This window comes from Burkholderia sp. AU30198, from assembly GCF_020419825.1.
Lineage (GTDB): Bacteria > Pseudomonadota > Gammaproteobacteria > Burkholderiales > Burkholderiaceae > Burkholderia.
In genome coordinates this window covers 72,983-98,302 of record NZ_JAIZSA010000009.1, presented here as the reverse complement: position 1 = coordinate 98,302, position 25,320 = coordinate 72,983, and the positions used below count along the sequence as shown (strand labels likewise).

Here is a 25,320-nt window from a genome sequence, read left to right as displayed (position 1 = left end):
GCGCCGTTACAATCACGCGATGATTCCGCACGACCTCACCTTCGTCCTCGGCGGCGCACGCTCGGGCAAGAGCGCGCACGCCGAGCGGCTCGCCGCCGACAGCGGCCGTCCCGTCACCTACATCGCGACCGCGACCGCCGCCGATGCCGAATTCGCGCAGCGTATCGCGCACCATCGCGCGCGCCGGCCGGCCGACTGGGGGTTCGCCGACGCGCCGGTCGACCTCGCCGGCACGCTCGCGCGGCTCGACGATCCGCACGCGTGCCTGCTCGTCGACTGCCTGACGCTGTGGCTCACGAACCTGCTGTGCCCGGCCGACGGCGAACCGCTCGACGATGCGCAGTACGCGGCGCAGGTCGACCGGCTCGAGCACGCGTTGCGCGGCGCGCGCGCGAAGGTGATCGTGGTCAGCAACGAGATCGGGCTCGGCGTCGTGCCGCTCGGATCGGTCACGCGCCGCTATGTCGACGAACTCGGCCGCCTGAATCAGCGCGTCGCCGCGCTCGCAACGCGCGTGACGCTGCTCGTCGCCGGGCTGCCGCTCGACCTCAAGGCGGGAGCGCCGTCATGCTGATGCTGTCGCTGCCCGTCGTCGCGATGTTCGCGGTCGCGGCCGCGATCATCGACCGCGCGATCGGCGAACCGGCCGGCTGGCACCCGCTCGTCGCGTTCGGCCGCCTCGCCGCGCGTATCGAAGGCGCGCTGAACACGGGCCGGCGCGGCCGCGTGGTCGGCGTCGCCGCGTGGATCGCGGCGGTCGTGCCGCCGGTCGCCGTCGCGGCATGGCTCGCAGCCGTGCTGCCGTGGCCGCTCGCGGCCGCGCTGCACATCGCGCTGTTGTGGTTCGCGCTCGGCGCGAAAAGCCTCGCCGATCACGTCGCGCCGATCGCCGCGGCACTGCTGCGGCATGACCTCGGCGCCGCCCGCGCGCTGACCGCGCGCATCGTGTCGCGCGACACGAGCGATGCGGACGAAGGCGCGCTGTCGCGTGCGGCCGTCGAATCGGCGCTGGAGAACGGCAACGATGCGATCTTCGGCGCACTGTTCTGGTTCGTCGTCGCGGGCGGCCCCGGCGCACTGCTGTTCCGGCTCGCGAATACGCTCGACGCGATGTGGGGCTACCGCACGCCGCGCTTCCTGACCTTCGGCTGGGCCGCCGCGCGCCTCGACGACGCGCTGAACTGGATTCCCGCGCGCCTCACGGCCGCGAGCTACGCGCTGCTCGGCGACACGGCCGCCGCATGGCGCTGCTGGCGCACGCAGGCGCGCCACTGGGACAGCCCGAACGCGGGCCCGGTGATGGCCGCCGGCGCCGGCAGCCTGAACGTGCAGCTCGGCGGCCCGGCCGTCTATCACGGCGAGATCGAGGATCGTCCGGCGCTCGGCACCGGCGCAACGGCGACCGCCATCCACATCGTCGCCGCGCTGTCGCTCGTCACGCGCACGCTTGCCCTGTGGCTCGCGCTGCTGGTCGCGAGCGGCGCACTCGCCATGGCCACCCATCATGTCTGATACCCGCATCGCGCACGGCGGCAACCTGCACGAAGCCGCACGCCGCCACGGCATTCCGTACGACGCGTGGCTCGACCTGTCGACCGGCATCAATCCGGTCGGCTATCCGGTACCGCCCGTCCCGGCCGACGCATGGCGCCGGCTGCCCGACGACGGCGACGGCCTCGCGGCCTGCGCCGCGCAGTACTACCACGCCCCCGATCCCGCGCACGTGCTGCCGGTCGCCGGCAGCCAGGCCGCGATCCGCGCGTTGCCCGCGCTGCTGCCGACGGGCGACGCCGGCGTCGCGGCGCTCGCATACGGCGAATACGCACCGGCCTTCGCGCGCCACGGCCATCGCGTCGTCGCGCTCGACATCGACGCAGATACGCTGCCTGCGACGCTGCGCCACGTGATCGTCGGGAATCCGAATAATCCGACCGCCCAGTTCGTACCGGCCGAGCGCCTGCTCGGCTGGCATGCGCAACTGGCGGCGCGCGGCGGCACGCTGATCGTCGACGAGGCGTTCGCCGATACGGGTGCGATGCAGTCGCTCGCGCCGCAGGTCGATCGCCCGGGCCTCGTCGTGCTGCGTTCGGTCGGCAAGTTCTACGGGCTCGCCGGCATCCGCGCTGGCTTCGTGCTCGCGTGCCCTGACCGGATCGTCGCGCTGCGCGACATGCTCGGCGCATGGACGGTCGGCGGCCCCGCGCGCCATGCGGTCGCCGCGGCGTTCGCCGATCGCGCATGGCAGGCTGCGGCCCGCGAACGGCTCGCGGCCGACGGCGAGCGGCTGGCCGCACTGCTGCGCGCACACGGCTTCGCAGTTCGCGCGACACCGCTATTCAGCTGGACCGACGACCCGCGCGCTGCGGCGCTGCATGCGGCACTCGCCGCACGCGGAATCTGGACGCGACACTTCCCTGCACCGTCGAGCGTACGCGTCGGCCTGCCGGGCAGCGAAGCCGAATGGCAGCGCCTCGGCGACGCGCTCGCGCACTGCGTGCCGCAGCTGCAACGGGAATCCGCATGAATCCGCGCACGTTCCGCCGGCTCACACCGGTCGCGATGCTGTCCGCACTCGCCTACGCGTCGTTTGCCCACGCCGATGTCACGGCGCGCGACGACGCCGGCAACACCGTCACGCTGCCGGCCCCCGCGCAACGCGTGATCAGCCTCGCGCCGCACGCGACCGAACTGGTCTACGCGGCCGGCGGCGGCGCGAAGCTCGTCGGCACCGTCACGTACAGCGACTATCCGCCCGCCGCGCAAGCGATACCGCGCGTCGGCGACAACAAGGCGCTCGATCTCGAGCGGATCGCCGCGCTGAAGCCCGACCTGATCGTCGTCTGGCGGCACGGCAATGCCGAGCGGCAGACCGACGCGCTGCGCGCACTGCACATCCCGCTGTTCCTCAGCGAGCCGAAGCATCTCGACGACGTAGCGTCGTCGCTGCGCCGGCTCGGCACGCTGCTCGGCACGCAACCCGTTGCCGATGCGGCCGCGGCCGCCTATACGCGCGACATTGCGGCGCTGCGCACGCGTTACGCTGCGCGAGCGCCCGTCACGATGTTCTTCCAGGTCTGGGACCGGCCGCTGATGACGCTCAACGGCACGCACCTGATCAACGACGTGATCGAGCTGTGCGGCGGCCGCAACGTGTTCGCGTCGCTCAAGCCGCTCGTGCCGACCGTCACCGACGAGGCCGTGCTCGCGGCGAATCCGGAGGCGATCGTGACGACCGGCGCGGGCACGACGCGCTCCGACGAACCGTTGCCGAGCCTGGCGCGCTGGCGCGCGTGGCCCGCACTGACGGCCGTCGCGCGCAACAACCTGTTCGCGATCGACGGCGATCTGCTGACGCGGCCGTCGCCGCGGATCGCGCAGGGCGCGGCCGCGCTGTGCGAGGATCTCGATGCCGCGCGTGCGCGGCGGCCGGCACGCTGATATCCGGCCGCTTGCGCGCCCCGCGCGCACCTGCACCGATGCTTCTCGCGCCCGAGACGGATTGACCGCGCGGCGCGTCGTTCGCATGCAGACGCCAGCGCGCCTATTCGTCCCAGTGCACCACTTCCCACGTTCGCGTGGCGGCATCCGCGCGCAGCCAGACGACACCCGCTGTCGGCACTGGCCGCGACAACAGCGTATCGAGCGGCACGCGCAGTACATGCGATGCAAACGCGCGGATCACGCCCGCATGCGTCACCGCCCATTGTGGCCGGTCGAGCTGCGCCACTGCATCGGCCCGCCGTGCGACCCGCGCAGCAAACCGCGCGACGCTTTCGCCGCCGTGCGCACACGCATGCATCAGGTCGGCCGCCCACGCATCGAGCGCCGCGCGATCGATATCGTCCCAGCGCTGCATTTCCCACGCGCCGAAATCCATTTCCTGCCAGTCCGCATCGTTCCGCAGCGGCACGTCGCATGCTTGCGCGAGCCGTTCGGCAACCGATGCGCAGCGCGTCAGCGGGCTCGTCCAGACCTGTTCGGGAAACGGCGCGCAGAGTGCCGACAGATGCGCGCGCACGGCTTGCGCGCCGGCGTCGGGCGGTGCAGCGAGCGGCACGTCGCTGCGTCCATAGCAAATGCCCGGCTCGACGCCGACGGCCGGATGACGGATCAGGACGACGTCCATCCGAGCACCACGAGATAGATCGCCAGTTCGCACAGTTGCTGCGCGAAGCCGAGACAGTCACCCGTATAACCGCCGATCCGCTTCACGAAATAGCGGGCGGCCCACGCGCGCACGAGCACGAGCGCAACGCATGCGACGACACCCATGCGCCAGTCGGGCCAGAACAGCCAGGGCAATCCGAATAGCGCCGCGACGCACGCCGCGCGCGCACCCATCCGTTGTGCGACCGGTTTCGCCTTGCCTTCGGGCCGCACGTAGTCGAGCGTCATCAGCAAGCTCACGGCCGCCGCGCGGCTCGCCGCGTGCGCGGCGATCATCGTCCATGCGGCACGCAACGGCAGCATCGACGCAAGCGCCTGCCATTTCACGCCGAGCGAGATCACGAGCGCGACCGTGCCGAACGTGCCGATCCGCGAGTCGTGCATGATGCGCAGCACGTCGTCGCGCGTATAGCCGCCACCGAACGCATCGCAGCTGTCGGCCAGGCCGTCCTCGTGAAAGGCGCCGGTTGCGAGCAGCGTCGCGGCCATCGACAACCCGACCGCGATCGACGGGGGCAGCACACGCAGCGCAGCGAGATAGACGAGCGCGCCCCACGCGCCGACACATGCGCCGACGAGCGGGAAATAACGCGCGGCCTGATCGAGGTCGCCGGCCGCATAACCGATCGAGCGCGGCACGGGCACGCGCGTGAAATAGCCGAGCGCGACGAAGAAGTAGCGCAGTTCGGCCCGCACGCCGCGCGTGCGATCAGGCGTCACGATTGTCGACGCCGGCCGATTCGAAGCTCGCCATTTCCGTGAGGAACGCAGCCGCCGCACGCACGAGCGGTAGCGCGAGCGCCGCGCCCGTGCCTTCGCCGAGCCGCAGGTCGAGCGCGAGCAGCGGCTTCGCACCGAAATGCTCGAGCATGCGCCGGTGCCCGGCCTCGTGCGACGTATGCGAGAACACGCAGTAGTCACGCACGCCGGGCGCGATGCGCTCGGCGACGAGCAGCGCAGCCGTCGCGATGAAGCCATCGACGAGGATCGTCATCCGCTCGCTCGCGGCCGCGAGATACGCGCCCGTCATCATCGCGATCTCGAAGCCGCCGAACGTCGCGAGCACGTCGAGCGGTGCGATCGCGTGCGAGTGCTTGACGAGCGCACGACCGAGCACCGCGCGCTTGTGCGCGAGGCCCTGGTCGTCGAGGCCCGTGCCGCGCCCGACGCAGGCATCGATCGGCACGCTGAGCAGCCGGCTCATCAGGCACGCGGCCGACGACGTGTTCGCGATCCCCATCTCGCCGAAGCCGATCACGTTCGTGCCGAGCGACGCATGCAGGCGCACGCGTGCCGCACCGGCCGCGATCGCCGTCATCGCCTCGTCGCGCGTCATCGCCGGCTCCGCCGCGAAGTTGCGCGTGCCGCGCGCGACCGGCAGCGACACCAGCCGGTCGGACAGCGGCAGCGGCGACGCGACGCCCGCATCGACAATTTCGAGCGCGCTCTGTGCGGCGCCCGCGAACGCGTTGATTGCCGCGCCGCCCGCGAGGAAATTCGCGACCATCTGGGCGGTCACCGCTTGCGGATACGGACTCACGCCCTCGGCGGCAATCCCGTGATCGCCGGCAAACACAATCATCACGGGACGCTGTACGACCGGCCGCTCGGTATGCTGGATCAGGCCGATCTGCAGCGCGATCGCCTCGAGCTGGCCGAGGCTGCCGGGCGGCTTGGTCTTGTGGTCGATCACGTGCTGCAGGCGCTTGCGCAGCGCGTCGTCGAGCGGTGCGATCGCGGGCGGGAAGTGGGTCGGGGTCGTCATCGAGAAGCCGTGTCGTTGGCGCGGGTTGCGCCGCGCATCGGAAAAGGAAAGGTCATTGTCGCTCGGGCCACGCGGGCAGCAGCGCATCGCGGCCGTTCTCGCGGATCAGCACCAGCGGATAACCGAACGCATCGCTCGCACGCTCGGGCGTCAGCACGTCGTGCACGGGGCCGGCCCACGCGTGGCCGCGGCCGTCGAGCAACAGCGCGTGCGTCGCGAAACGCCGCGCGAGATTCAGATCATGGCACGAGAACAGCACCGTGCGCGGGCCCGCGTCGAGCCATGCGGCCAGCGCGGTCAGGCAATCGATCTGGTGGTGCAGGTCGAGATGCGCGAGCGGTTCGTCGAGTAGCATCAACGGCGCGTCCTGGCACAGCGTCGCGGCCAGCGCGACACGCTGCCGCTCGCCGCCCGACAGCGACAACACGTCGCGCGACGCGAGCGCGGCGAGGTCGAACGTCGCCAGCGCGTCGCGCGCGGCCGCGCGGTCGCCGTCGCGCTCCCAGCCCCAGCCGCCGAGATACGGAAAGCGGTTGAGCAGCACCGTGTCGAATACGGTCGCGCTGAATACGTCGTGCAGTTGCTGCGGCATCAGCGCGCGGCGCTGCGCGAGCTGCTCGGGCCGCCATGCGGCAAGCGGCCGGCCGTCGATCTCGACCTGTCCGCCGGCCGGCGGCTGCAGCCCGGCGAGGGTCGCAAGCAGTGTCGTCTTGCCCGCGCCGTTCGGCCCGGCGACGCACCAGATCTCGCCGGGACGGAACGCCCGGGTGAAGCCGTCGAGCAGCGTGCGCGCGCCGGCCTTCAGCGTCAGGTCGACGGCCGCGTAGCTCATGTCGCCGGCCATGGCGTGCAGTGCGGCCCCCGTCATCGCATCGGCCTCCTCAACAACATCCAAAGGAACACCGGCACACCGATCAACGCGGTCATCACGCCGACCGGCAGTTGCGCGGGCGCGATCGCGGTGCGGGCGAGCAGGTCGGCCGCCATCACGCCGCCGCCGCCCGCGAGCATCGCGGCCGGCAGCAGCATCCGCTGGTCGTTGCCGAAGGCGAGCCGCAGTGCATGCGGCACGACGAGGCCGACGAAGCCGATCGTGCCGGCCGTCGTCACCGCGGCCGCAGCGGCCAGCGACGCGACCAGATAGATCCGCACGCGCAGGCGCGCAACGGGCACGCCGAGCGCGAGCGCGGTCGCATCGCCGCGCAGCAGCACGTTCAGTTGCGGCGCGGCCGGCAGCGCGACGCAGGCGGCCAGCACCAGCGCGCCCCATGCGAACCACGGCGCGGTCACGCCGTTCAGGTCGCCGGTCAGCCAGAAGATGATCCCGCGCAGTCGTGCATCGGGTGCAAGCGACAGCAGCAGCGTGACGAGCGCGCCCCACCCTGCCGCGATCACGACGCCCGTGAGCAACAGCCGCGGCGACGCGTCGCGCGACTCGCCGCGCCACAGCTCGCGGCGCGCGAGACCGAGCACGAGCGCGACCGACACGAGCGAGCCGGCAAACGCCGATGCGTCGACGAGCCACCACGCGCCGCCCGCGATCATCGCGACGAGCGCGAAGCCGGCCGCGCCACCCGATACGCCGAGCACGTACGGCTCCGCGAGCGGATTGCGCAACAGCACCTGCAGCAGCGCACCGGCGAGCGCGAGCAGCGCGCCGCATGCGAAGCCCGCGAGCGCGCGCGGCAGACGCAGCGTGCGGACGATGTCGGCGAACAGCGCGTCGCCGCCATGCGGCACGAGCGACGCAAGTGCCTGCCATGGCGACATCGGCACGCTGCCGATCGACAGCGACGCGACGAACAGCAACGCGACCGCCGCGGCCAGCGCGGCCCAGATCGCGGTGGCGCGCGCGGCGCTCATGCCGCGCATGGCGCCGCACACGACGTGCGGCGCCCCCGCTTGCGGAGGCCGGCCGGTCGTGACTGAAGCGCCGCGCGGACGATTGGGGTCAGCATCGAAGAAGATTCCGTGAAGCGTTGCGCGCCCCGCCTCCCCGCAGGCCGCGCGTCACGAAGCCCGTGCGGGCTCCCCGTCTCGGCCGGTATCCGGGCTGGCGGCGGTCCGGCTCGCCTTCCCGCGCGATGACGCGCAGTGGCCCGCGTCCGCATGCAACACCTGCACGTGAAACGCGCCCGAGCCGGCCTGCGTCACGGGACGCGGCCGCTTACCGTTGCGGGGGCAGCGCAGGTTGGCGGGCTCCTGGCGCCCGCGCCCTGCTTCCCGTTTAACTGCGCGTTCCACGCGCGAGCACCGAGGCGGCGCCAGTTTAGGAGCGGGTCGCGCGAGCGTCAAGGAAGCGTCCGGACACGCACGGGACGCGCCGATTCGCGGCAAGAAGCGGGGGTGTTACGACTGGAAACGTTACAGATGTCGGATTGCGCGTTATTCCGCGCTAAAATGCTGGGTCTTTAGAGGACGCAGCAAATGCTCAACGAACTCGAAACATTATCTCAAAATATTGGCCGTCTGATTTCGCTTAACAAGCGCTATCACTCGGAACGGCTCGCGCTCGAGGAGCAGGTCGCGCAATTGCGCGCGGATGCGGACGCTGTCCGCGCGGAACTCGCGCAACTGCGCGACGAACGCAATGCACTTGAGGCCGAGCGTGACACGCTGTCGGCAAAGATCGACGACGCCCAGGTGAAACTGAACGCGATTCTCGAAAAGCTGCCGCGCTCGAAAAGCGCGGAGCAAGCCGACAACCAGCTCGACCTGCTGGATGCGCAGGCGCGTGCGGATGGCGATGACGCGGCCAGCCACGGAGAACATGCATGAGCACCAAGCAGATCGAAGTCTCGATTCTCGGTCAGCCCTATCGGCTCGCCTGTTCGGCCGAGACCGAAGCAGCGCTGCTCGAAGCGGTCGCGCGCGTCGACGCCGAAATGTCGAAAATCCGCTCTAACAGCTCGGTACGCGGTACCGATCGCATCGCCGTGATGGCGGCGCTGTCGCTCGCGTCCGAATTGCTGCGGTTGCAAACGAGCGTGCGGCATGGTGAAGCATTTCCGGCGGAAGAAATCCGTCGTACAATGCACCAGATGAACGAACAGCTCGGCGCGGTGCTCGCACAGCACGAGACGCAGTAACGTTTGATCGATGCGTCGATTCCCCTTGATCTCGGCGATCAACGGTGGTCAAATTGGCGCAACGAAACACAGTTCAGTCAGCTTCCCTGCCTGGTTCGCCAAGGTCATATATTCCTTGAACCAATGCCATGTGCACGGTTGCGGAAATTTGTAGCACGGGCGCGCGCGTCACTCTGTCTGATGTACCCGAAGTGCTGCTAACTGCGACCAATTCTGAACCCTAGGTTCAGGATGCCGGCCTAGCGGCCAAGGCGGGGACCTATCCAACGGCATCGGGCAAAGCCCGGTGCCGTTTTCTTTTGTAGCAGCCTTTTTCTGCGTCGATCACGATCCATGCAATACTGGCTGATGAAGTCCGAACCGGACGAAGCAAGCATCGACGATCTCGCCAACGCACCGCAGCGCTCGCTGCCGTGGACGGGCGTGCGCAATTATCAGGCGCGCAATTTCATGCGCGACACGATGAAGATCGGCGACGGCGTGCTGTTCTATCACTCGAGCTGCCCCGAGCCGGGCATCGCGGGCCTCGCCGAAGTGTCGTCGACGCCCTACCCCGATCCCACGCAGTTCGATCCGAAAAGCCCCTATTACGATCCGAAGTCGACTCAGGAAGCGCCGCGCTGGCTGCTCGTCGACGTGCGCTACGTGAAAAAATCGCCGCTCGTGCCGCTCGCCGCGCTGCGTGAACACGACGAACTCGCCGACATGCGCGTGCTCGCACGCGGCAACCGGCTGTCGATCACGCCCGTCACACGCACCGAATGGCGCTTCATCACCGAAAAGCTGATGAAGTAGGCGCGCGCCAAAGGTCAAATCTGGTCAGTACGCGCCGCCGCCGCGGAACTCGCGGCACTTTCGCGCAGCCTAAGCAACCGCTGTCGGCCGATCAGGCCGGTTGTCGTTTTTTTCGTCGCGCGGGTCGCCCGCGTCGTGCACGCGCGATCCGCGTGCACGCCCTCGCACAAGGAGTCCAACAATGACCAAGAAATCCGCACTCGCGCTGTCGCTCGCCCTTGCCGCTGCCGTTCCCGTCGCGTTGACGCTCGCGTCTTCCACCGCGCACGCGCAAACCGCGAACCCGCACTTTCCGGAGCCGGCGGGCGTGCTGTCGCTGTCGTCGCAGGCCAGCACCGACGTGCCGCAGGACATCATCCACATCACGCTGTTCTACGAGCAGCAGGCCAAGGATCCGGGCAGCCTCACCGCGCAGCTGAACCAGCGCGCCGACGCAGCGCTGTCGCAGGCGAAGGGCGTCTCGGGCGTCACCGCACACACGGGTGCATTCTCCGTCTATCCGAGCACCGATCGCGACGGCAAGATCTCCGCATGGCGCGGTCGCACCGAGGTCGCGCTCGAATCGCGCGATTTCGCGGCAGCGTCGAAGCTTGCGGGCCAGCTGTCGAACCTGATGCAGGTCGCGAACGTCGAGTTCTCGCTGTCGCCCGAAGCGCAGCGCGCGGCCGAGCAGAAGCTGACGACCGAGGCGATCAAGTCGTTCCGCGCCCGCGCGGACGAAGCCGCGAAGGCCTTCGGTTACAGCAGCTACACGATCCGCGACGTGAACGTCGGCGGCGGCCGCAACGTGCAGCCGTACCCGCGCATGATGGCGATGGCCGCAGCACCGATGGACAGCGCCAAGATGAGCGCACCGATCGCGGTCGAAGGCGGCAAGGCCACCGTGTCGGTCACGGTCAACGGCTCGGTGCAGATGAAGTAACGCGCAGCGCGCGGCAGTCCGAAATGAAAAACGCCGGCCCGAGGGCCGGCGTTTTTCATTGACCTGCAGGTTGTCGATGCCAGCGCCGATGCACGCGCCGCTCGCACGTGCATCGGCGTCGCATCACGCAGCGGCGGTCGCCGCGCGACGGCGATATGCCCACACCATCAGCGCGATGCCCGCGAGGATCATCGGCATCGACAGCCACTGCCCCATCGACAGGCCGAGCGCGAGCAGGCCGAGGAAGTCGTCGGGCTCGCGCGCGAACTCGACCGTGAAGCGTGCCAGGCCATAGCCGATCAGGAACAGCGCGGAGATCGCGCCCATCGGCCGCGACTTGCGCGAGAAGAAGAACAGCGCGAAGAACAGCACGATCCCTTCGAGCGCGATTTCATAGAGTTGCGAAGGATGGCGCGGCAGCATCTGGTATTGCATGAACACGTCGGCGAGATGCCACTTCTCGACGAGCTCCGGATGCTTCGGCAGCCATGCCGCATCGTCGCGCATCGCGCCCGGGAACAGCATTGCCCACGGTGCGGACGGATCGGTCACGCGACCCCACAGTTCGCCGTTGATGAAGTTGCCGAGCCGCCCGGCCGCGAGCCCCGTCGGCACCATCGGCGCAACGAAATCGGTGACCTGCAGCCAGTGCCGCTTGCGCTGCCACGCGAACAGCATCATCGCGAGCGTCACGCCGAGGAAGCCGCCGTGAAACGACATGCCGCCTTCCCACACCTTGAACACGTCGAGCGGATGCGAGAAGTAGAAATCGGCCTTGTAGAACAGCACATAGCCGAGCCGGCCGCCGAGCACGGTGCCCAGCACGCCGTAGAACATCATGTCGTCGATGTCCTTCGCGGTCCAGCCCTGCGCCGCGACGTGCGGCAGCTTCAGGCGGATCCGGCCGACGACGATCGCCGCGATGAAGCCGACGAGATACATGAGCCCGTACCAGCGCACGGCCAGCGGCCCGAGATGGATCGCAACGGGGTCGAAATTCGGGTGAATGATCATGGGTTAGCGAAGAAGTTTTCGAATGCGGTACGGCTGTCGCACACGCGCAGTACCGCGCTTTGGACGGCACCGGCGCGCTATCGTTCACGTCACGTGGCGACGCCCTGCGCGCGCACGACGTCGATGAAGCCGGCCAGCACGGGGCTCACGTCGCCGGTGCGCCACACGAGACCCGTCTCGACGACCGGCGCGTGACCGGCAAGCGGCCGGTAGACCACGCCGGTGCGCCGCAGGTTACGCAGCGATTGCGGCACCAGTGCGACGCCCATGCCGGCCGACACGAGGCTGACGATCGTCTGCATCTGGATCGCCTCCTGGCCGATGCGCGGGGTTTCCCCCGCCGCGCCGTAGCAGCCCGTAATGATGTCATAAAAGCCGGGTGCCAAACGACGCGGAAAGATCACGAGCGGCAACGCGGCGACTTCCGCGAGATGGACGGGCTCGTCTTCCGGCGCGTCGCTCGCCGCGGCCGGCATCGCGACCACCAGCGGTTCGCGCACGACAGGCAGGTACGACAGCCCGGCCGCGTGGCGCGGCGGCACGGGCGGAATGACGAGCCCCGCGTCGATGCGGCCGGCGACGAGTTCGTCGATCTGCACGTCGCTCGTCGCCTCCGCGAGTTGCAGGCGCACCTGCGGATAGCGCGCACCGAACGCGCGCAGCAGCGCAGGCAGCAGCCCGTAATCGGCGGTCGATACGAACGCCAGCGACAGCGAGCCGGCCTCGCCGCGCGCGAGCCGTCGCGCAAGCGGCGGCAATGCATCGGCCGATGCCAGCAGCCGGCGCACGTCGGGCAACAGCGCCGCGCCGACCGCCGTCAGCGCCACCGAGCGCTTGGTGCGCACGAACAATGCGACGCCGAGCGCGTCCTCGAGCGCGCGGATCGCCTGCGACAGCGGCGGCTGCGTCATCGACAGACGCTCGGCCGCGCGGCCGAAGTGCCGCTCGTCGGCGACGGTCGCGAAATAGCGCCACTGGCGCAGGTCGGGAGTCGGATCGGCCATGGCTCACTCATTCGATAAACGACTTAATAAGCGACAAATAATATATTGGACATCCCAATCCGGAAACTCCATGCTTGATTGATCCGAACCGGCACGCCGTTCACCGGCGTTGCCCAGACAACGATGGAGTCCCCCATGGCTTACAACCGTCGCTCGAAGCACATCACGCAAGGCGTGGCCCGATCGCCGAACCGCTCGATGTATTACGCACTCGGCTACCAGAAGGACGATTTCGACAAGCCGATGGTCGGCATCGCGAACGGCCATTCGACGATCACGCCGTGCAATTCCGGCCTGCAGCGCCTGTCGGACGCGGCCGTCGCGGCCGTGAAGGCGGCCGACGCGAACCCGCAGATCTTCGGCACGCCGACGATTTCGGACGGCATGTCGATGGGCACTGAAGGCATGAAGTACTCGCTCGTGTCGCGCGAAGTGATCGCCGACTGCATCGAGACCTGCGTGCAGGGGCAATGGATGGACGGCGTGGTCGTCGTCGGCGGCTGCGACAAGAACATGCCGGGCGGGATGATCGCGCTCGCGCGCCTGAACGTGCCGGGCATCTACGTGTACGGCGGCACGATCCGCCCCGGCAACTGGAAAGGCCGGGACCTGACGATCGTGTCGTCGTTCGAGGCCGTCGGCGAATTCACCGCGGGCCGGATGTCGCAGGAGGATTTCGAAGGCGTCGAGCAGAACGCGTGCCCGACGTCGGGTTCGTGCGGCGGGATGTACACCGCGAACACGATGAGTTCGTCGTTCGAGGCGCTCGGGATGTCGCTGCTGTACTCGTCGACGATGGCGAACCCCGACCAGGAGAAGGTCGATTCGGCCGCCGAATCGGCGCGCGTGCTGGTCGAAGCGGTGAAGCGCGACCTGAAACCGCGCGACATCATCACGAAGGCATCAATCGAGAACGCGGTGTCGGTGATCATGGCGACCGGCGGCTCGACCAACGCGGTGCTGCACTATCTCGCGATCGCGCACGCGGCCGAGGTCGACTGGACGATCGACGACTTCGAGCGCATCCGCAAGCGCGTGCCCGTGATCTGCGACCTGAAGCCGTCGGGGAAGTACGTCGCGACCGACCTGCATCGCGCCGGCGGGATTCCGCAGGTGATGAAGATCCTGCTCGACGCGGGGCTGCTGCACGGCGACTGCATGACGATCACCGGCCGCACGCTCGCCGACGAGTTGAAGGACGTGCCGAGCGTGCCGCGCGCGGACCAGGACGTGATCTTCCCGATCGACCGTGCGCTGTACAAGGAAGGCCACCTTGCGATCCTGAAGGGCAATCTCGCGGAAGACGGCGCGGTCGCGAAGATCACCGGCCTGAAGAACCCGGTGATCACGGGCCCGGCACGCGTATTCGACGACGAGCAGAGCGCGATGGATGCGATTCTCGGCGACCGGATCCGCGCGGGCGACATCCTCGTGCTGCGCTACCTCGGCCCGAAGGGTGGCCCCGGCATGCCGGAAATGCTCGCGCCGACCTCCGCGATCATCGGCAAGGGGCTCGGCGAATCGGTCGGCTTCATCACGGACGGCCGCTTCTCGGGCGGGACCTGGGGGATGGTGGTCGGCCACGTCGCACCCGAAGCGTTCGTCGGCGGCACGATCGCGCTCGTGCAGGAGGGCGACTCGATCACGATCGACGCACACCAGTTGCTGCTGCAGTTGAACGTCGACGACGCGGAACTCGCGCGCCGGCGCGCCGCATGGCAACAGCCGGCGCCGCGCTACACGCGCGGCGTGCTCGCGAAATTCGCTGCGCTTGCGCGCCCGGCGAACCAGGGTGCCGTCACCGGTTGACGCAGGTGCATCAAAACATGCGACCCCGATAAACATGGCCGCCGGGGGAACACGCAAAACGCGCCTTCCCTTTGCTTTTATAATGCGCGGACCATGTAGCCGGCCGTCCCCGCCGGCGGAGAACCGCATGAAACACTCGATATTGCGCGCCCTGCTCGCCATGCTGCTGATCGGCAGCGCGGCGGCGGTGCGCGCCGACCAGGCCGACGGGCTCGCGCTTGCCCAGCGCAAGAACTGCATGGCCTGCCACGCGATCGGCAAGCCGCTGATGGGCCCGTCGTTCCGCGACATCGCCAGCAAGTATGCGGCGCGCGGCGACGCCGTCGACTACCTTGCTCAATCGATCGTGAAAGGCAGCGTCGGCGTTTGGGGCAGCGTGCCGATGCCCGCCAATACGCAACTGACGACCAGCGAAGCCCACACGCTCGCGCAATGGGTGCTGTCGGTGCGCTGAACCTGAACCGGATCCGGGCGGGAATAGCCGCCGTGCCGGGTTCCGCCGACAAGCTGGCCTGCCCCGGCTGACCAGTGCAGTGCCTCGCCGGCGGTTTCACCGCCTCTTACTGCAATCGCACCCCGTTTTTACCGGAACGTCCGCGCGCTCAACCGGCATGACCGGCACCGCGGCGTGCGATCTCTTCGTCGACCGCGTCGCGAACCCAGTCCATTACCTCGGTTTCCAGCGCCAGCGCCACTTCGCGCGTGATCTGGCCGACCAGCCAGGCCGAATGCTCATTCAGCGCGTCGCGACAGCGAGCTTCGATGGCGTCGCGCCCTTCCCCGGTCAGATAGTTCGTCAGGCGATTGCGCAGGCGCTCGGCGATGTGCTGCGCATCTTCCGGCGTCAGCCCGGCGGCGGCCTGCGTATCCGGCTGCGGCGCGGCGGCCGGTACGACAGCCTCCGGCAAGTGCGCTTCACGCGCGTGCCCGATCGCTTCGTGCGCCACCGCGGCGAACGCGTGTTGCGGCGCATCGTCGGCCAGCGACGAGCGCAGCGGCGCACTCATTGCCGCCGAGTCTTCGGCGACCACGTGCTCCGCGGCACCGGGTTCAGCCGGCGCATCGGTCTCGCCAATCGCAGCAGCAGCAGCAGCCGTCGCTACGTCGCCCGGCAGTTCGACCGCCGGCACGTGCGGCGTCGGCACGGGTTCGACCACGACAGAATCGGGGTCAAGTTCACTTTGAACGGAATCGGCCGGCGCCGCACTGGCGGTGTGCGGGGCGACCACGTCGGTTAGCACCGGAATCGCCGCACCGGCGGGCGGTTGCGGCACAGCGGGCGCGATCGAGCGCGCCGGCACCGGCTTGCCCGGCACCAGCACGTCGGTCAGCGTCGGGATCGAGGATGAATCGGCTTCGGTCACGGGAACACTCCGTCGACGGTTGCGGCTAGCTGCCCTGCTTGTAGTTGTTCAGCGCGTAGCCGCGGTCGCGGTAGAACCGGTAGCGGTCGCGGCCCGCGGCCAGCTCGTCCGGCGCGTTGCCGACCACTTCGAGCAGGCGCTCGAAGCGGGCGAACTGCGCGGGCACGGCTGCGCCGAGGTTCAGCAGCACATGATGATGCGGTGCGCGGTCGAGATCCGCGGCCAGCACGATCGGCGTGCCGGCTGCGTGCTCGCTGTCGACACCGCAATGCGGGATGAAATCGAGCGGCGAAAACGTCCAGAGCCGCTCGTCGAGCGCGCGCAGACGCGCGGGCTCGGCGAGCACGACGACCGGCTGCCCGGCCTGGTAGGCCTTGCGCAGCAGCCGGCACGCGTACTCGAGCGAATCGCCGACGTTCGAATGGAAATCGATCCGCGTCATCGCCCGTGCACCCGCATCGTCGTCAGCACCGCCATCACTGGCCGGCGCGGTCGATCAGGAACTGCGCGAGCAGCGGCACCGGACGGCCCGTCGCGCCCTTCGCCGCACCACCCTTCCATGCGGTGCCTGCGATGTCGAGGTGGGCCCACGGATAGCTGTCGGTGAAGCGCGACAGGAAGCACGCGGCCGTCACGGCGCCGGCCGGGCGCCCGCCGATGTTCGCGATATCCGCGAAGTTCGACTTCAGCTGGTCCTGGTACTCGTCGTCGAGCGGCATCCGCCACGCCGGGTCGTTCGCCTCGCGCGATGCGTCGAGCAGTTCGCCCGCGAGCGCGTCGTCGGTCGAGAACAGGCCGCTGTTGTGGCCGCCCAGCGCGATCACGCACGCGCCCGTCAGCGTGGCAACGTCGATCACCGCAGCCGGCTTGAAGCGCTCGGCGTACGTGAGCGCGTCGCACAGGATCAGACGGCCTTCGGCGTCGGTGTTCAGCACCTCGATCGTCAGGCCCTTCATGCTGGTGACGATGTCGCCCGGCTTCGTCGCGTTGCCGCCCGGCATGTTCTCGCAGGTCGGCACGATCGCGACGACGTTGATCTTCAGGCCCATCTCGGCGACCGCACGCATCGTGCCGAGCACCGAACCGGCGCCGCACATGTCGTACTTCATCTCGTCCATGCCCTCGCCCGGCTTCAGCGAGATGCCGCCCGTGTCGAACGTGATGCCCTTGCCGACCAGCACGACCGGCGCGGCCTTAACGGCGGCGCCCTGGTAGTGCAGCACGATGAACTGCGGCGGCTCGACCGACGCGCGCGCGACCGACAAGAACGAGCCCATCTTCAGCGCCTGGATCTGCTTGAGCCCGAGCACTTCCGCCTTCAGGCCCCAATCCTTCGCGATCTTCTTCGCGGTGTTGCCGAGGTAGGTCGGCGTGCAGACGTTGCCCGGCAGATTGCCGAGGTCGCGGGTGAGATCCATCCCGTTCGCGAGGGCGACGGCCTGCTTGATCGCAACCTTCGCGGCCTTTTCGTCGGACGGATCGACGCTGAACACGACGCGCTTGAGCGTGTGCGACGCCGGTTCCGGCTTGCTCTTCATCTGCGTGAAGCGGTAGGTCTCGTTGCGCAGCGCGAGAATCGCCGCGCGCACACCCCAGTCGGAGCTGCGCTCGTCGACCGGCAGTTGCGCGAGCGTGAACGTGACCTGGACGACCTTGGTCGCCAGCAGCGCGCGCCATGCGGCCGTCACTGCATCGTTATAGGCTTTCTGATTGAAAGCATCCTGCTTGCCGAGGCCGACGAGCAGCACGCGCGACGCGCCGATGCCCGACACTTCGTGCAGGAACAGCGTCTTGCCGCGCTTGCCGTCCATGTCGCCGGCCTTCACCACGCGCGAAATCAGCCCCTTGGTGGCCGTGTCGATGTCGAGCGCCGCGCCCGAAAGGGTCTGCGCCTCGAAGATGCCGAGCACGATGCAGTCGGACTTCCCGGTCAGGAACCCCTTGGCCTCGCCTTTGCTCCAATCACAGCCTTTTATGCTAAAGTCCATCGCGCTTGTCCTCGGATAAAATCTGGGCTAAGGATGAAAGCCGCAATTATCCGCTATTTTTCCCGTGGCGGCGCGAGCGCTCCACCACGCGTGCGCAGCCTCCCGCCCTCTTCTCATCAAGAATGATCTTCGAACGCTCCCTCCAGCGCGAGCTTGCGTATACGGCTGGCGCCGTGTTCATGGTGCTGCTCACGATCATGCTCACGACGATGATGATCCGCATCGTCGGCTACGCCGCGTCCGGTGAAATCGATCCGCGGGACGTCCTCGTGCTGATCGGCCTCACCGTGATCGGCTACCTCGCCGTGATGCTCGTCGTCACGCTGTTCGTGTCGATCCTGTTCGTGCTGACCCGGTGGTACCGGGACTCCGAAATGGTCGTGTGGCTCGCGTCGGGCGTGAGCCTCACGCGCCTCATCAAGCCGATCGGCGTGTTCGCCACGCCGATCGTGCTGCTGATCGCGTTCTTCGCATTCGTCGGCTGGCCGTGGTCGAACCAGCAGAGCAAGATGATCAAGGCGCGCTTCCAGCAGCGCGACGAAATCTCGCTGCTCGCGCCGGGCCAGTTCCGCGAGTCGGCCGCGAACCATCGCGTGTTCTTCATCGAGAAGATGACGCCCGACCAGAGCAAGGTGCAGAACGTATTCGTGACCTCGACCGAAAACGGCAAGGTCAACGTGGTCGTGTCGCAGACGGGCCATACCGAAACGCACGACGGCAGCCGCTTCGTCGTCCTGGAAGACGGCCGCCGCTACGATGGCACGCCCGGCCAGCCGAACTTCAAGATCATGGAGTTCGAGCGCTACGGCGTGAAGATCACGAGCACGCCGGTCACCAACGTGCCGACCACCAACAGCACGCCGACGCCGGACCTGCTGCGCAACCCGACACGCGACAACCTCGCGGAATTCGCATGGCGCGCGGGGCTGCCGCTGATCGCGATCAACCTGATGGTGCTCGGCATTCCGCTGTCGTACCAGAACCCGCGCCGCAGCCGCACGATCAACCTCGTGATGGCCGTGCTGATCTACCTCACGTACTCGAACCTGCTGAACGTCGTGCAGGCGCAGATCGAGCAGGGCAAGATGTCGTTCGGCGTCGGCCTGGTCGGCCTGCATCTGGTCGTTGCGGCGATCGTCGCGTTCATCTTCTGGTTGCGCGTGCGCAATCGTCCGCTGTTTACACGCGCGCTGTTCGGCCGCTCGGGAGCATGATCGATGCGGCTTTATGAAAAGTACTTCGCGCGGCAGATCTACGTCACGTTCGTCTTCATCCTGTTCGCGTTCTCGGGCCTGTTCTTCTTCTTCGACCTGATCAGTGAACTGAACTCGGTCGGGCATGGCAACTACAAGTTCGGCTACGCGGTGCTGCGCGTCGCGCTGCAAACGCCGTCACGCTTCTACGAGATCATCCCGGTTGCCGCGCTGATCAGCGCGATCTACGTGTTCGCGCAGATGGCCGCGAACTCGGAATTCACGATCTTCCGCGTGTCGGGCCTCGCGACCAACCAGGCGCTGCGCTCGCTGCTGAAGATCGGCGTGCCGCTCGTGATCGTCACCTACCTGATCGGCGAATTCGTCGGCCCGTACGCCGACCAGCTGTCCGAACGCGTGCGGCTGCAGGCGCTCGGCGCGTCGGTGTCGTCGAACTTCCAGTCGGGCGTGTGGGTGAAGGACACGCTCGCGGCCCGTGAAAACGGCGAGCAGGTCACGCGCTTCGTCAACGTCGGCAGCCTGTCGCCCGACTCGACGATCAGCAACGTGCGCATCTACGAATTCGATTCGAAATTCCAGCTGCGCAACGTGCGGATCGCGCAGACGGGCCGCTACGAGCCGCCCGGCCACTGGCTGCTGAAGGGCGTCACCGAAACGGAGCTGACGCCGATCAAGCCGATCAGCGGCCAGCCGGCCGACGCACTGAATCCCGTGTACCGGTCGCAGCAGGTATCGCTGCCCGAATACCGGCTGCGCTCGGACCTGACGCCGCAGATCCTGTCGGTGCTGCTCGTGTCGCCGGAGCGCATGTCGATCATCAACCTGTTCCGCTACATCCAGCACTTGCGCGAGAACCAGCAGGACACGCAGCGCTACGACATCGCGCTGTGGCGCAAGCTGCTGTATCCGTTCGCGGTGTTCGTGATGCTCGTGCTGTCGCTGCCGTTCGCGTACCTGCATACGCGCGCGGGCGTGGTCGGCGTGAAGGTGTTCGGCGGCATCATGCTCGGCATGAGCTTCCAGCTCCTCAATACGCTGTTCTCGCACATCGGCACGCTGAACACGTGGCCCGCGCCGCTCACCGCGGCGACGCCGGGCCTGATCTATCTCGCGCTCGGCCTGTTCTCGCTCAAGTGGGTCGACCGGCACTGAGCGCCGCGTCATGACGGAGGCTTCGACATGAGTTCGCATGGCATCGTCCTGTTCGGCCACGGCGCCCGCGACCCACGCTGGGCCGAGCCGTTCGAGCGGCTCGCCGCGCGGCTGCGCGGCGCCCCCTCCCCCGCTGCGCACGTGTCGCTCGCGTTCCTCGAGCTGATGACGCCGTCGCTCGGTGACGCGATCGCCGCGCAGGTCGCGGCCGGTTGCTCGCACATCACCGTGGTGCCCGTGTTCTTCGGCCAGGGCGGCCATGTCCGCCGCGACCTGCCGCAGCTCGTCGACGCATGCCGCGCAGCGCATCCCGGCGTCGAGATCCGCTGCGCGACGGCCGTCGGCGAAGACGACGGCGTGCTCGACGCGATCGCGCGCTACTGCATCGACCAGGTCGGCGACGACGCCTGAACGAAGCATCGGCGCCCGCAAATGAAAAAAGCGCTGGCACAAGCCAGCGCTTTTTTTTCGGGCTACGTCAGTCACCGCAGCGGCGGCGTGCGATGCATCGCCACGCTCCGTTCCAGCTCACGCGGCATCGCGCAACGCGCTACCCTCTTTTGCCTGCACGACGCGCTCGGCGAACGCATCGCCGATCATCAGCAGGCTCGGTTCGGCCGGATCGAGCCACGCCTGCGCGTCGCCCGCCGCCATCTGCGCGAGCGTCAGCGTCAACGTGCGCTCACGCGCGGTGCTGCACGCCTCCACGATCGCCACCGGCGTCGCCGGTGCACGGCCGGCGTCGATCAGCTCCTGCGCGATGCCGGGCGCGCTGTCGCGGCCCATGTAGTAGACGATCGAATCGGCGCGCGCGGCTTCGCGAATCTCGTCGCTGCCCGGTGCCCGGCTATGCGTCGCGAACGCCACGCTGCGCGACACGCCGCGCAACGTCAGCGAACGCTTCAGCGTCGCCGCGCCGGCGAGCGCCGCGGTGATGCCCGGCACGACCTCGTAGTCGATGCCGGCTGCTTCCAGCGCGCGCATTTCCTCTTCCGCGCGACCGAACAGCATCGGGTCGCCGCCCTTCAGCCGCACGACGCACGCGTGCTCGCGTGCCGCATCGACGATCTGCTTGTTGATGAAGTGCTGCGCGGTCGAGCGCTGCCCGCAGCGCTTGCCGACCGCAATCCGGCGCGCGTTCGGCGCGTAGTCGAGCATCGCGGGCTCGACGAGCGCGTCGTGCAGCACGACGTCCGCCTGCGCGAGCAGCCGCGCGCCGCGCACCGTGATGAGGTCGGCCGCGCCCGGCCCTGCTCCGATCAGATACACCTTGCCCATGTTTGTCGCTTCGCTTGGTCCCTGCGGACGACGGCGTCCGGCCCGCGCCGCCATGAGGCGGCGCGGCTCGCCGGTTATGCCGAGAATGCCCGGATCATGCCTGCGGCGACCGTGTGATGCGTCGCCTCGTCGATCAGCACGAACGCACCGGTACCCGGATGCGCGTCGTACGTGTCGCAAACGATCGGCTTCTGCAGCGTCAGCGCGACGCGGCCGATGTCGTTCATCTTCAGCTCGTGACGGTCGGTCGCGTGCGACAGCGTGTGCACGTCGAGCACCTGCTTGACACCGCCGATCTTCGCGAACACCGTGCTGGTGGTCTGCTTCAGCAGGTACTTGCGCTGCGGCGACAGCGGCGTCTCGTCGAACCAGCACAGATCGGCTTCGAGCTTCTTCGCCGGCTCGACGGGCTCGCCGGACGTGACGAACATGTCGCCGCGCGACACGTCGACGTCTTCCGCGAGGCGGATCGTCACGGTCTGGCCCGCGAACGCGTGCGGGACGGACGCGGTGCCGCCCGGCACCGGCGCGACGATCTCGGCGATCGTGGCCGTGCGGTTCGACGGCAGCACGACGATCTCGTCGCCGACCTTCACTTCGCCCGACTCGAGACGGCCCATGTAGCCGCGGAAATCGTCCGCCGAGCTGCCGTCCTGGCGCGCGACCCACTGCACCGGGAAGCGCAGCGCGTCATGCGCCTGCGTCTCGACCGGCAGCGATTCGAGCACGTCGAGCAGCGGCTCGCCCGCGTACCACGGCATGCGTTCGCTCGCGCCGACGATGTTGTCGCCCTTCAGCGCCGACACCGGCACGAAGCGCACGTCGCTCAGGCCGAGTTGCTTCGCCAGCGTGACGTACGCGTCGCGGATCTCGTTGAAGCGCGCTTCGCTGTAGTCGACGAGGTCCATCTTGTTGATCGCGACGATCACGTGCTGCAGCGCGAGCAGCTTGACGATCGCGCTGTGGCGCTTGGTCTGCGGCAGCAGGTCGGCTACGCCGTTCTCGATCGTCACGCGCGTCGCGTCGATCAGGATGATCGCCGCGTGCGCGGTCGATGCGCCCGTCACCATGTTGCGCGTGTACTGCTCGTGGCCCGGCGTATCAGCGATGATGAACTTGCGCTTCGCGGTCGCGAAGTAGCGGTACGCGACGTCGATCGTGATGCCCTGCTCGCGCTCGGCTTCGAGACCGTCGGTCAGCAGCGCGAGGTCGAGCTCGTCGCCGACCGTACGCTTGTTCTTCGCACGCGACAGCGCGGACAGCTGGTCGGACAGCACGGCCTTGCTGTCGTACAGCAGGCGGCCGATCAGTGTGCTCTTGCCATCGTCGACGCTGCCCGCGGTAATGAAGCGCAGCACGCCGAGGTCTTCGTTGTTCTCGATGATGCTCATGATGTGAATGTCCTCGTGTGCTTCAGAAATAACCTTGCTTCTTGCGCTGTTCCATCGCGGCTTCGGATGCCTGGTCGTCCATCCGGGTCGCGCCGCGCTCGGTGATCTCGGTCACCGCCGTCTCGGCGATGATCTTCTCGACGTCGTCCGCGTCGCTCTCGACCGGGCACGTGCAGGAAATGTCGCCGACCGTGCGGAAGCGCACCTGCGCGAGCTCGCTCGTCTCGCCGTCACGCATCGGCGTGAGCGGCGTGACGGGTACGAGCAGCCCATTGCGGCGCACGATCTCGCGCTCGTGCGCGTAATAGATCGACGGCAGTTCGAGGTTTTCGCGCGCGATGTACTGCCACACGTCGAGCTCGGTCCAGTTCGAGATCGGGAACACGCGCAGGTGCTCGCCCTTGTGCAGACGGGCGTTGTACAGACTCCACAGCTCCGGGCGCTGCGCCTTCGGATCCCACTGGCCGAATTCGTCGCGGAACGAGAAGATGCGTTCCTTCGCCCGCGCCTTCTCTTCGTCGCGGCGCGCGCCGCCGATCAGCGCCGTGTAGCCGTGCTGCTCGATCGTCTCGAGCAGCGTGACGGCCTGCGCGGCATTGCGCGAATCGGTTTCGCGGCGCAGCACGACCGTGCCGCGCTTGATCGAATCCTCGACGTGCCCGACGACCAGCTCGGCGCCCAGCTCCTGCGCGCGGCGATCGCGGAAGTCGATCACTTCTTCGTAGTTGTGGCCCGTGTCGATGTGCACGAGCGGGAACGGCAGCGTCGTCTTGCGGTTCGCGCCGAGGCCGAACGCTTTCAGCGCCAGATGCAGCACGACGACCGAATCCTTGCCGCCCGAGAACAACAGCGCCGGCTTGCTGCATTCGGCGACCAGTTCGCGCAGGATGTGGATCGACTCGGCTTCGAGCCAGTCGAGGTGGCCCATGCGGTTGTCGGCACCGGTGGGCGGGGCAAAGGCGGATTGCTCGAGCGTCGTGCTCATGATTTCAGTCCTTCTCTTCTGGGTTCGTGCCGCCCGCTGTCGCAGGCGGCGCAAGATTCAGTTTCTTGTCAGGCTTTCAGTGCGTGGCGCCGGCAACGGCTTCCGCGGGAATCGGCGTGATCGTCGTGATGTGCAAGCCGCATTCCTTCGTATCGCGCGACTCCCACCACCAGCGGCCCGCGCGGCTGTCCTCGCCGGGACGAATCGCCCGCGTACACGGCTCGCAGCCGATGCTCGGGTAGCCGCGCGCATGCAGCGGATTCACCGGCACGTCAAACGCCTTGAGGTACGCCCATACGTCGGCTTCCGTCCAGTCGGCGAGCGGGTTGTACTTCGCGATCCCGCGCGCTTCGTCCTGTTCTTCCTCGTGCAGCTCGGCACGCGTGACCGACTGTTCGCGGCGCTGGCCCGTGACCCACGCGCCGACGTCCGACAGCGCGCGGTTCAGCGGCTCGACCTTGCGGATGTGGCAGCACGACTTGCGCAGCTCGACGCTCTCGTAGAACGCGTTCAGGCCGTGCTCGGCAACGTACTGGTCGACCGCGTCCTGCTGCGGATGGAACTGCTCGATCTCGTAGCCGTAGCGCTCGCGCACACGGTCGATCATGCCGAGCGTCTCCGCATGCAGGCGGCCCGTATTCAGCGAGAAGATGCCGATCGACACGCCCTTTGACAGGATCGCGTGCGTGAGCAGCATGTCTTCCGCCGCGAGGCTGCTCGCGAACTTCACCTTGTCGTGGCGGGCACCGATCTGCGCGAGCAGCGCGTCGAGGCGCTCGACCTTCGCGGCGAGTTCCGGGGTCAGCGTGGTGGCGGTCACGGTGCTCATGCGCCCACCTTTGCTTCAGGCGTCGCTACGCCTGCCGACGCGGCGCGGCGGCGGAACAGCGGTTCGGGCTGGTCGAACGCGCCCTGGTAACGCTGCGTGAATTCCGTGAACGCATTCAGCGCGTCGTGGATATCCTTGTCGGCGCGCACCGCGAATGCGTCGAAGCCGCAGCGCGACATGTACAGCAACTGGTCGCGCAGCACGTCGCCGATCGCGCGCAGCTCGCCCGTCCAGCCGTGGCGCTCGCGCAGCAGACGCGCGATGCTGTAGCCGCGGCCGTCCGCGAAGCGCGGGAAATCGACCGCGACCAGCGAGATCGCGCCGAAATCGGCCACGAGATCGGCCGGCTCGCTGTCCGGCGCGAGCCACACGCCAAGCTCGTCCTTCGTCTTCGCGGCGACGAGCGCTGCGCGCTCAGCCTGCCACAACGCGAACGGCACCAGCACCTTGCCGGCCGGCAACGCGTCGACCGCGGGCAGCGCACCGTCTTCCGCCGCGCGCACGACCTGCCATGCATCGTCGGTCACTGCGCGGTTCTTGATAATCGAAGCCAT

The 25,320-nt window shown here is 68.2% G+C and carries 28 protein-coding genes, 1 other RNA gene and 1 riboswitch; of the genes, 14 read left to right on the top strand and 15 right to left on the bottom strand.

Features of this window, described 5'->3' with window-relative positions:
* Window positions 1-19 precede the first annotated feature (19 nt).
* From cobU to LGN19_RS20415, 4 genes are read left to right on the top strand one after another with little or no spacing between them, the layout of a single operon-like run.
* Window positions 20-574 (top strand): bifunctional adenosylcobinamide kinase/adenosylcobinamide-phosphate guanylyltransferase, encoded by a 555-nt coding sequence (gene cobU / locus LGN19_RS20430; RefSeq protein ID WP_226216821.1) that lies wholly within the window; start codon window positions 20-22, stop codon window positions 572-574.
* Window positions 568-1,512 carry an adenosylcobinamide-phosphate synthase CbiB gene (gene cbiB / locus LGN19_RS20425; RefSeq protein WP_226216819.1) on the top strand — a complete coding sequence of 315 codons (945 nt, stop codon included), beginning with the start codon at window positions 568-570 and terminating at the stop codon, window positions 1,510-1,512. The genes cobU and cbiB overlap by 7 nt, the downstream gene beginning before the upstream one ends.
* Complete coding sequence (gene cobD, locus LGN19_RS20420) at window positions 1,505-2,524, top strand: threonine-phosphate decarboxylase CobD (RefSeq protein ID WP_226216818.1); 1,020 nt, start codon at window positions 1,505-1,507, stop codon at window positions 2,522-2,524. Before cbiB ends, cobD begins: the two co-directional genes overlap by 8 nt.
* The gene (locus tag LGN19_RS20415) at window positions 2,521-3,438 is read left to right on the top strand and encodes a cobalamin-binding protein (protein WP_122946037.1); all 918 of its coding nucleotides are present in this window, start codon (window positions 2,521-2,523) and stop codon (window positions 3,436-3,438) included. Before cobD ends, LGN19_RS20415 begins: the two co-directional genes overlap by 4 nt.
* Window positions 3,439-3,541: 103 nt before the next feature.
* Here LGN19_RS20415 and cobC read toward each other — a convergent pair whose 3' ends face one another.
* Genes cobC through LGN19_RS20390 form a run of 5 tightly spaced genes read right to left on the bottom strand, consistent with a single transcriptional unit; the run spans window position 3,542 to window position 7,795 of the window.
* Window positions 3,542-4,126, bottom strand: a complete 585-nt coding sequence (cobC, locus tag LGN19_RS20410) for an alpha-ribazole phosphatase (protein ID WP_226216816.1) — start codon at window positions 4,124-4,126, stop codon at window positions 3,542-3,544.
* Window positions 4,111-4,887 (bottom strand): adenosylcobinamide-GDP ribazoletransferase, encoded by a 777-nt coding sequence (locus LGN19_RS20405; protein WP_226216815.1) that lies wholly within the window; start codon window positions 4,885-4,887, stop codon window positions 4,111-4,113. The genes cobC and LGN19_RS20405 overlap by 16 nt, the downstream gene beginning before the upstream one ends.
* Window positions 4,877-5,932: a nicotinate-nucleotide--dimethylbenzimidazole phosphoribosyltransferase gene (gene cobT, locus LGN19_RS20400; protein WP_122946749.1), complete on the bottom strand. Its 1,056-nt coding sequence runs from the start codon at window positions 5,930-5,932 to the stop codon at window positions 4,877-4,879. Before cobT ends, LGN19_RS20405 begins: the two co-directional genes overlap by 11 nt.
* 52 nt (window positions 5,933-5,984) lie before the next feature.
* Window positions 5,985-6,800 carry an ABC transporter ATP-binding protein gene (locus tag LGN19_RS20395; protein ID WP_226216813.1) on the bottom strand — a complete coding sequence of 272 codons (816 nt, stop codon included), beginning with the start codon at window positions 6,798-6,800 and terminating at the stop codon, window positions 5,985-5,987.
* Window positions 6,797-7,795, bottom strand: coding sequence for a FecCD family ABC transporter permease (locus LGN19_RS20390; RefSeq protein ID WP_174955419.1), 999 nt, complete (start codon window positions 7,793-7,795; stop codon window positions 6,797-6,799). The genes LGN19_RS20395 and LGN19_RS20390 overlap by 4 nt, the downstream gene beginning before the upstream one ends.
* 158 nt (window positions 7,796-7,953) lie before the next feature.
* Window positions 7,954-8,205, bottom strand: a riboswitch (cobalamin riboswitch).
* A gap of 154 nt (window positions 8,206-8,359) precedes the next feature.
* Between LGN19_RS20390 and LGN19_RS20385 the strand changes: the two genes are divergently transcribed.
* The 5 genes from LGN19_RS20385 (at window position 8,360) to LGN19_RS20365 (ending at window position 10,738) form a co-directional block, all read left to right on the top strand.
* Window positions 8,360-8,710 carry an ATPase gene (locus tag LGN19_RS20385; protein WP_122946042.1) on the top strand — a complete coding sequence of 117 codons (351 nt, stop codon included), beginning with the start codon at window positions 8,360-8,362 and terminating at the stop codon, window positions 8,708-8,710.
* Entirely contained in the window at window positions 8,707-9,021 is a 315-nt protein-coding gene (locus LGN19_RS20380; protein WP_006478091.1) for a cell division protein ZapA, read from the top strand. The genes LGN19_RS20385 and LGN19_RS20380 overlap by 4 nt, the downstream gene beginning before the upstream one ends.
* 80 nt (window positions 9,022-9,101) lie before the next feature.
* Window positions 9,102-9,283, top strand: a non-coding RNA gene (ssrS, locus tag LGN19_RS20375) — 6S RNA.
* A gap of 71 nt (window positions 9,284-9,354) precedes the next feature.
* Window positions 9,355-9,816 (top strand): EVE domain-containing protein, encoded by a 462-nt coding sequence (locus tag LGN19_RS20370; protein ID WP_122946043.1) that lies wholly within the window; start codon window positions 9,355-9,357, stop codon window positions 9,814-9,816.
* 181 nt (window positions 9,817-9,997) lie between these two features.
* Entirely contained in the window at window positions 9,998-10,738 is a 741-nt protein-coding gene (locus LGN19_RS20365; RefSeq protein ID WP_122946044.1) for an SIMPL domain-containing protein, read from the top strand.
* A 123-nt stretch (window positions 10,739-10,861) separates the two neighbouring features.
* Here LGN19_RS20365 and lgt read toward each other — a convergent pair whose 3' ends face one another.
* Window positions 10,862-11,752, bottom strand: coding sequence for a prolipoprotein diacylglyceryl transferase (lgt, locus tag LGN19_RS20360; protein ID WP_226216811.1), 891 nt, complete (start codon window positions 11,750-11,752; stop codon window positions 10,862-10,864).
* A gap of 89 nt (window positions 11,753-11,841) precedes the next feature.
* On the bottom strand, window positions 11,842-12,756 hold the full coding sequence (locus LGN19_RS20355) for a LysR substrate-binding domain-containing protein (RefSeq protein WP_226216810.1): 915 nt from the start codon (window positions 12,754-12,756) through the stop codon (window positions 11,842-11,844).
* Between the two features lie 135 nt (window positions 12,757-12,891).
* Here LGN19_RS20355 and ilvD point away from each other — a divergent pair, with 135 nt between their 5' ends.
* Both ilvD and LGN19_RS20345 read left to right on the top strand, forming a co-directional pair.
* A complete protein-coding gene (gene ilvD, locus LGN19_RS20350; protein ID WP_226216808.1) occupies window positions 12,892-14,565 on the top strand; it encodes a dihydroxy-acid dehydratase in 1,674 nt (557 codons plus the stop codon).
* A 127-nt stretch (window positions 14,566-14,692) separates the two neighbouring features.
* A complete protein-coding gene (locus LGN19_RS20345) occupies window positions 14,693-15,019 on the top strand; it encodes a c-type cytochrome (RefSeq protein WP_226216807.1) in 327 nt (108 codons plus the stop codon).
* A gap of 148 nt (window positions 15,020-15,167) precedes the next feature.
* Here the strand turns inward: LGN19_RS20345 and LGN19_RS20340 are convergent, their stop codons facing one another.
* From LGN19_RS20340 to LGN19_RS20330, 3 genes are read right to left on the bottom strand one after another with little or no spacing between them, the layout of a single operon-like run.
* Window positions 15,168-15,929: a DUF2486 family protein gene (locus tag LGN19_RS20340; protein WP_226216805.1), complete on the bottom strand. Its 762-nt coding sequence runs from the start codon at window positions 15,927-15,929 to the stop codon at window positions 15,168-15,170.
* 25 nt (window positions 15,930-15,954) lie between these two features.
* A complete protein-coding gene (locus LGN19_RS20335; protein WP_122946050.1) occupies window positions 15,955-16,371 on the bottom strand; it encodes a DNA polymerase III subunit chi in 417 nt (138 codons plus the stop codon).
* A gap of 34 nt (window positions 16,372-16,405) precedes the next feature.
* Window positions 16,406-17,917 carry a leucyl aminopeptidase gene (locus LGN19_RS20330; RefSeq protein ID WP_122946051.1) on the bottom strand — a complete coding sequence of 504 codons (1,512 nt, stop codon included), beginning with the start codon at window positions 17,915-17,917 and terminating at the stop codon, window positions 16,406-16,408.
* A gap of 122 nt (window positions 17,918-18,039) precedes the next feature.
* Between LGN19_RS20330 and lptF the strand changes: the two genes are divergently transcribed.
* The 3 genes from lptF to LGN19_RS20315 are packed head-to-tail and all read left to right on the top strand — an operon-like array spanning window position 18,040 to window position 20,694.
* On the top strand, window positions 18,040-19,131 hold the full coding sequence (gene lptF, locus LGN19_RS20325; RefSeq protein WP_122946052.1) for an LPS export ABC transporter permease LptF: 1,092 nt from the start codon (window positions 18,040-18,042) through the stop codon (window positions 19,129-19,131).
* Window positions 19,132-19,134: 3 nt separating this feature from the next.
* A complete protein-coding gene (gene lptG / locus LGN19_RS20320) occupies window positions 19,135-20,283 on the top strand; it encodes an LPS export ABC transporter permease LptG (protein WP_122946053.1) in 1,149 nt (382 codons plus the stop codon).
* A gap of 27 nt (window positions 20,284-20,310) precedes the next feature.
* Window positions 20,311-20,694 (top strand): sirohydrochlorin chelatase, encoded by a 384-nt coding sequence (locus LGN19_RS20315; RefSeq protein ID WP_226216803.1) that lies wholly within the window; start codon window positions 20,311-20,313, stop codon window positions 20,692-20,694.
* 117 nt (window positions 20,695-20,811) lie between these two features.
* Here the strand turns inward: LGN19_RS20315 and cobA are convergent, their stop codons facing one another.
* From cobA to LGN19_RS20290, 5 genes are all read right to left on the bottom strand, one after another.
* A complete protein-coding gene (gene cobA, locus LGN19_RS20310; protein ID WP_175223040.1) occupies window positions 20,812-21,561 on the bottom strand; it encodes a uroporphyrinogen-III C-methyltransferase in 750 nt (249 codons plus the stop codon).
* Window positions 21,562-21,635: 74 nt separating this feature from the next.
* Complete coding sequence (locus tag LGN19_RS20305; protein ID WP_174955427.1) at window positions 21,636-22,952, bottom strand: sulfate adenylyltransferase subunit 1; 1,317 nt, start codon at window positions 22,950-22,952, stop codon at window positions 21,636-21,638.
* 22 nt (window positions 22,953-22,974) lie between these two features.
* A complete protein-coding gene (cysD, locus tag LGN19_RS20300; protein WP_174955428.1) occupies window positions 22,975-23,937 on the bottom strand; it encodes a sulfate adenylyltransferase subunit CysD in 963 nt (320 codons plus the stop codon).
* A gap of 76 nt (window positions 23,938-24,013) precedes the next feature.
* The gene (locus LGN19_RS20295; protein ID WP_226216801.1) at window positions 24,014-24,766 is read right to left on the bottom strand and encodes a phosphoadenylyl-sulfate reductase; all 753 of its coding nucleotides are present in this window, start codon (window positions 24,764-24,766) and stop codon (window positions 24,014-24,016) included.
* Window positions 24,763-25,320, bottom strand: coding sequence for a DUF934 domain-containing protein (locus tag LGN19_RS20290; RefSeq protein ID WP_226216799.1), 558 nt, complete (start codon window positions 25,318-25,320; stop codon window positions 24,763-24,765). Before LGN19_RS20290 ends, LGN19_RS20295 begins: the two co-directional genes overlap by 4 nt.

Bases quoted from the DNA above. Each gene is read 5' to 3' on its own strand.
- cobU (WP_226216821.1), top strand. From the start codon at position 20: ATGATTCCGCACGACCTCACCTTCGTCCTCGGCGGCGCACGCTCGGGC.
- cbiB (WP_226216819.1), top strand. From the start codon at position 568: ATGCTGATGCTGTCGCTGCCCGTCGTCGCGATGTTCGCGGTCGCGGCC.
- cobD (WP_226216818.1), top strand. From the start codon at position 1,505: ATGTCTGATACCCGCATCGCGCACGGCGGCAACCTGCACGAAGCCGCA.
- LGN19_RS20415 (WP_122946037.1), top strand. From the start codon at position 2,521: ATGAATCCGCGCACGTTCCGCCGGCTCACACCGGTCGCGATGCTGTCC.
- cobC (WP_226216816.1), bottom strand. From the start codon at position 4,126: ATGGACGTCGTCCTGATCCGTCATCCGGCCGTCGGCGTCGAGCCGGGC.
- cobT (WP_122946749.1), bottom strand. From the start codon at position 5,932: ATGACGACCCCGACCCACTTCCCGCCCGCGATCGCACCGCTCGACGAC.
- LGN19_RS20395 (WP_226216813.1), bottom strand. From the start codon at position 6,800: ATGACGGGGGCCGCACTGCACGCCATGGCCGGCGACATGAGCTACGCG.
- LGN19_RS20390 (WP_174955419.1), bottom strand. From the start codon at position 7,795: ATGAGCGCCGCGCGCGCCACCGCGATCTGGGCCGCGCTGGCCGCGGCG.
- LGN19_RS20385 (WP_122946042.1), top strand. From the start codon at position 8,360: ATGCTCAACGAACTCGAAACATTATCTCAAAATATTGGCCGTCTGATT.
- LGN19_RS20380 (WP_006478091.1), top strand. From the start codon at position 8,707: ATGAGCACCAAGCAGATCGAAGTCTCGATTCTCGGTCAGCCCTATCGG.
- LGN19_RS20370 (WP_122946043.1), top strand. From the start codon at position 9,355: ATGCAATACTGGCTGATGAAGTCCGAACCGGACGAAGCAAGCATCGAC.
- LGN19_RS20365 (WP_122946044.1), top strand. From the start codon at position 9,998: ATGACCAAGAAATCCGCACTCGCGCTGTCGCTCGCCCTTGCCGCTGCC.
- lgt (WP_226216811.1), bottom strand. From the start codon at position 11,752: ATGATCATTCACCCGAATTTCGACCCCGTTGCGATCCATCTCGGGCCG.
- LGN19_RS20355 (WP_226216810.1), bottom strand. From the start codon at position 12,756: ATGGCCGATCCGACTCCCGACCTGCGCCAGTGGCGCTATTTCGCGACC.
- ilvD (WP_226216808.1), top strand. From the start codon at position 12,892: ATGGCTTACAACCGTCGCTCGAAGCACATCACGCAAGGCGTGGCCCGA.
- LGN19_RS20345 (WP_226216807.1), top strand. From the start codon at position 14,693: ATGAAACACTCGATATTGCGCGCCCTGCTCGCCATGCTGCTGATCGGC.
- LGN19_RS20335 (WP_122946050.1), bottom strand. From the start codon at position 16,371: ATGACGCGGATCGATTTCCATTCGAACGTCGGCGATTCGCTCGAGTAC.
- LGN19_RS20330 (WP_122946051.1), bottom strand. From the start codon at position 17,917: ATGGACTTTAGCATAAAAGGCTGTGATTGGAGCAAAGGCGAGGCCAAG.
- lptF (WP_122946052.1), top strand. From the start codon at position 18,040: ATGATCTTCGAACGCTCCCTCCAGCGCGAGCTTGCGTATACGGCTGGC.
- lptG (WP_122946053.1), top strand. From the start codon at position 19,135: ATGCGGCTTTATGAAAAGTACTTCGCGCGGCAGATCTACGTCACGTTC.
- LGN19_RS20315 (WP_226216803.1), top strand. From the start codon at position 20,311: ATGAGTTCGCATGGCATCGTCCTGTTCGGCCACGGCGCCCGCGACCCA.
- cobA (WP_175223040.1), bottom strand. From the start codon at position 21,561: ATGGGCAAGGTGTATCTGATCGGAGCAGGGCCGGGCGCGGCCGACCTC.
- LGN19_RS20305 (WP_174955427.1), bottom strand. From the start codon at position 22,952: ATGAGCATCATCGAGAACAACGAAGACCTCGGCGTGCTGCGCTTCATT.
- cysD (WP_174955428.1), bottom strand. From the start codon at position 23,937: ATGAGCACGACGCTCGAGCAATCCGCCTTTGCCCCGCCCACCGGTGCC.
- LGN19_RS20295 (WP_226216801.1), bottom strand. From the start codon at position 24,766: ATGAGCACCGTGACCGCCACCACGCTGACCCCGGAACTCGCCGCGAAG.
- LGN19_RS20290 (WP_226216799.1), bottom strand. From the start codon at position 25,320: ATGGCTTCGATTATCAAGAACCGCGCAGTGACCGACGATGCATGGCAG.